The 4,025-nt window shown below is 73.8% G+C and carries 3 protein-coding genes and 1 pseudogene; 1 reads left to right on the forward strand and 3 read right to left on the reverse strand.

Annotated features, from left to right (window positions below):
• The 3 genes and pseudogenes from DZF91_RS42580 to DZF91_RS04010 all read right to left on the reverse strand — a co-directional run.
• Positions 1 to 447: serine/threonine-protein kinase (locus DZF91_RS42580; RefSeq protein ID WP_199486392.1), on the reverse strand; the 447-nt coding region annotated here is incomplete at its 3' end.
• 94 nt (positions 448 to 541) lie between these two features.
• Positions 542 to 883 (reverse strand): annotated as a pseudogene (locus tag DZF91_RS43045) (protein kinase domain-containing protein); the annotation flags it as partial.
• Positions 880 to 1,704, reverse strand: a complete 825-nt coding sequence (locus DZF91_RS04010; protein ID WP_147340983.1) for a hypothetical protein — start codon at positions 1,702 to 1,704, stop codon at positions 880 to 882. The gene DZF91_RS04010 and the pseudogene DZF91_RS43045, both read right to left, overlap by 4 nt.
• A gap of 352 nt (positions 1,705 to 2,056) precedes the next feature.
• Between DZF91_RS04010 and DZF91_RS04015 the strand changes: the two genes are divergently transcribed.
• Positions 2,057 to 4,025 (forward strand): DEAD/DEAH box helicase (locus tag DZF91_RS04015; RefSeq protein WP_407920874.1); only part of this gene is annotated, 1,969 nt, incomplete at its 3' end.

Genomic DNA, 4,025 nt, shown 5'->3' on the forward strand with positions numbered 1-4,025 from the left:
CGGCCGGGCGGCGAGGACGGCCTCGATCTGCGCCTCGCGCAGCGGACGGTCCGCCGCGTCCTTGGCCAGCCCGCGCCCGGCCAGCGGACGCAACGGCGCGGGCAGCCGCTCCAGCGGCGGCGGCGCGGTGAGGTGCAGGTTCGCGAGAGCGGCGCGGCTCGCGGCGGCGAACGGCCGCGAGCCCGTGACGGCCTCCATGAACACGCAGGTCGCGGCGTACACGTCGGTCGCGGGCGTGGCGGGTCCGCCGCGCCACTGCTCCGGCGCCATGTAGGCGGGCGTCCCGACGGCGGACGCCTCGCCCACCGGCACCGCGATGCCGAAGTCGACCAGCTTGCTCAGCCCGTCCGGCCGGACGACCACGTTCCCCGGCTTGTAGTCGCGGTGCACGATCCCGGCGGCGTGCGCGGCGGCGAGCCCCTGGAGCGAGCCCTTGAGGACGGTCAGCGCGGCCTCGGGGGCGAGCGCGCCGTACGGTCAGCGCGGCCTCGGGGGCGAGCGCGCCGTTCTCGGCCAGGACGCGCGCCAGCGGGACGCCGTCCACCGCCTCCATCACCAGCGCCGCGCCCTCCGGGGCGGTCACGAACCGGAACAGCCGGACCACGTGCGGGTCGGCGACCCGGCCGAGCATGACCGCCTCGTCCCGCAGCCGGGCGAGCCGCCGCTCCCGCTCGCGCGGATCACCGGCCGGGACGTCGAGGTACTTGATCGCCACCGGCGTCCCGGCGTCCCGGTGCCGCGCGAGGACGACGCGTCCCTGCGCGCCCGCGCCCAGCTCCCGGACCTCCTCGAACCCCTCGACCCGCCACCCGCCCCCGGCCCGGCCGGCAGGGGGCTGTTCGTTCTCGCCGCCGTGTGCGGGCGGTCCGCCGGCGGAGGTCATTTCGCGTCGGCGGCGGCCCGGAGGCGGGACAGGACGTCGGGCTTCACGATGTCCTTGAGTTTGTCGTAAGGGGCGCTGAAGGTGAAGGTCGAGCAGTCGGTGCCGATCGTCGACCAGACCAGGTTCAGGCCCTTGCGGTCGAAGAACAGCCCGGCGTTCGGCGGGGTCTCGGCGGGGCCGCCCTGCTTGCCGGGCAGGAAGTCCTTGGTGCTGATGTCGCCGAGCTCACACTGCTTCCAGTCGTCCTTCGGCCCGGACAGCGCGTCCCACAGCGGCTTGGGGTCCTTGAGGACGGTGTCGGTCAGGACGTCCTGCGCGGTGAGGGCCTTGCCGGCCTTGACGTCCACGGTGACCGGGATGGTCGGCAGCGCCTCCTCGCTCTCGTAGCAGGGGATCATGACGATCGCGTTGGTGGCGGACACGATGTCCGGGCCGCCGAGGCCGAACCGCACCTTGGTCTGGACGATGCTGGACTTGCCCTGGCACTGCTTGCGGCGGTCGCCGTCCAGCGTCGCGCCGAGCCACTTGACCGTCCAGTCCAGCGGGGCGTGGAACGCCTGGCCGATCCGCTGTTCGGCGGCCTTGTCGGCCAGCCCGGCGATCTTGACGTACTCGGCGTCCTTGAACTTCACCAGCTGCTGGGGGTGGTCGCTGCTGTCCTGCAGGACGATGGTCCCCTTCGCCGGGGTGTCCGGGCCGCTCTTGCCTCCCCCGCCCGACGAGCATCCCGCCAGTGCCGTCCCGACCACCGCGACCGCGACCGCACCCCGTACGACACCCCGTACGACCCCCGGCACGACACCCCGCACGACCGTCCGCATCCCGTTCCGCCCTCCCTCGACCGCGAATCTGAGCGGATCACAGAATGTCAGGATCTGGCCGGAACGGCGGCCGGTCCCGGCCACCCGGACCACGGAAATCCCCGGTACCGCGGGGCATGGGGAATACCCCAGATCGAGGAAACGTTGGGACAGGAGATCGGCTATTGGTGTAGGCACACCACCGCCGGTACACTGCGTCGCGGAGTGTGACCGCACGCAGCCACAGTGAGTGACTGCTTTCAACCCCTGACTGCGGTCGCCGTAAGGAATTGATCGACGGCTGGTCCCTCCCGCGCGAGCGCGCGGCCACGGAAAGCGACCGGCGGGCAAGCGGCCTGCCGGGAACGCAGCCGTGCGAGGTCGGCCCGGAGCACCGGCACACGGGCTCCGGCGGAGCCGACGGCGCTGCGCCGCGAACGGGAGCGAGGACCCCGCATATTGGAGGCTGGAAGCCCTGACTACATTCGCTGACCTCGGGGTCGTCCCCGAGATAGCCGAGGCCCTGAAAGCCGAGGGCATCGTCGACGCGTTCCCCATCCAGGAGCTCGCCCTGCCGATCGCGCTGGGCGGCCACGACATCATCGGCCAGGCCCGCACCGGCACCGGCAAGACGCTCGCGTTCGGCATCGCCGCGCTGCAGCGCATCGAGCACGGCCACGTCAAGCCGCAGGCCCTGGTCATCGCGCCGACCCGCGAGCTGGCCCTGCAGGTCACCGACGACCTGCTGGTCGCGGGCGGCAAGCTCGGCACCCGCGTGCTGTCGGTGTACGGCGGCCGGGCGTACGAGCCGCAGATCGAGGCGCTGCGCTCCGGCGTGGACGTCGTCGTCGGCACGCCGGGCCGGCTGCTCGACCTCGCCAAGCAGAAGTACCTGGACCTGTCCGAGGTCAAGGTGCTGGTGCTGGACGAGGCCGACCGGATGCTCGACCTCGGGTTCCTGCCCGACATCGAGCGGATCATCAAGCGGGTCCCGGAGAAGCGCCAGACGATGCTCTTCTCGGCGACGATGCCCGGCGAGATCGCCGCGCTGTCGCGCCGCTACCTGACCCGTCCCACGAACGTCCGCGCCGAGGCGCACTCGGAGTCCGAGGCGACGCCGCAGGTCAAGCAGTTCGTGTTCCAGGCCCACCAGATGGACAAGCCGGAGATGGTCGCCCGCCTGCTGCAGGCGGAGGGCCGCGGCCTGACCATGGTGTTCTGCCAGACCAAGCGCGCCTGCGACCGCGTCGCCGCCGACCTGGTCCAGCGCGGCTTCGACGCCGCCGCCGTGCACGGCGACCTCGGCCAGTCCCAGCGCGAGCGCGCGCTCCGCGCGTTCCGCAGCGGCAAGATCGAGGTGCTGGTCGCCACGGACGTCGCCGCGCGCGGCCTCGACGTGGACGACGTCACGCACGTCGTCAACTTCGAGTGCCCGGACAGCGCGGAGACCTACGTCCACCGCATCGGCCGCACCGGCCGGGCGGGGCGCGAGGGCATCGCGGTCACGCTGGTCGACTGGTCGGACATCCCGCGCTGGAAGCTGATCAACACCACCCTCGGCCTGGACTTCGCCCAGCCCGAGGAGACCTACTCCAGCAGCCCGCACTTCTTCGAGGCCCTCGGCATCCCCAAGGGCACCCGGGGCACCCTCCCGAAGGACCGCCGGCACGGCCGCGCCGGTCTGGAGGCCGAGGAGCTGGAGGACATCGGCGAGACCGGCAAGACCCGCTCCCGCGACCGGGATCGCGACCGCGGACACGACCGCGACCGCGAGCGTGGACACGAGCGCGGGAACGACCGCGACCGTGGGCACGACCGTGACCGCGAGCGGGACGAGGACCGTCCCCGCCGCAGCCGCCGGTCCCGTTCCCGGACGCGCACCCGCAGCGGCAGGCCCGTCGCCGAGCAGCAGCAGGCGGTCACTCCCGCCGACGCGCCGCAGCCGGTCGCCGAGCCCGCGCCGCAGCCCGTCGCGGAGCCCGTGTCCCGTCCCGTCGCGGAGCCGGCGTCCCGTCCCGCCGTGCAGGACGAGTCCCGCCCCACCGTGCAGGACGAGTCCCGGGACACCCCGCGCCGGCGCAAGCGCTCGCGGGGCCGCAAGGAGCAGCAGCCCGCCGTGCCCGCCACGCCGGACGTCTCCGCGCCGTCCGAGGCCCTGGCCGAGGACCGGCCGAAGCGCCCGCGCCGCCGCGTGACGACGTCCCAGGACGAGGTCCTGGCCGCCGAGCGCGAGGCGCTGCGCAGGGCGCGGGAGGCCGGCGGGCAGACCGCCGAGCCGACCCGCAGGCGCAACCGCACCCGCCGGCCCGCGACCGAGGCTCCCGCCGAGGTCCAGGTCACGG

The organism is Actinomadura logoneensis, from assembly GCF_003428695.1.
Classification (GTDB): Bacteria; Actinomycetota; Actinomycetes; order Streptosporangiales; family Streptosporangiaceae; genus Spirillospora; species Spirillospora logoneensis.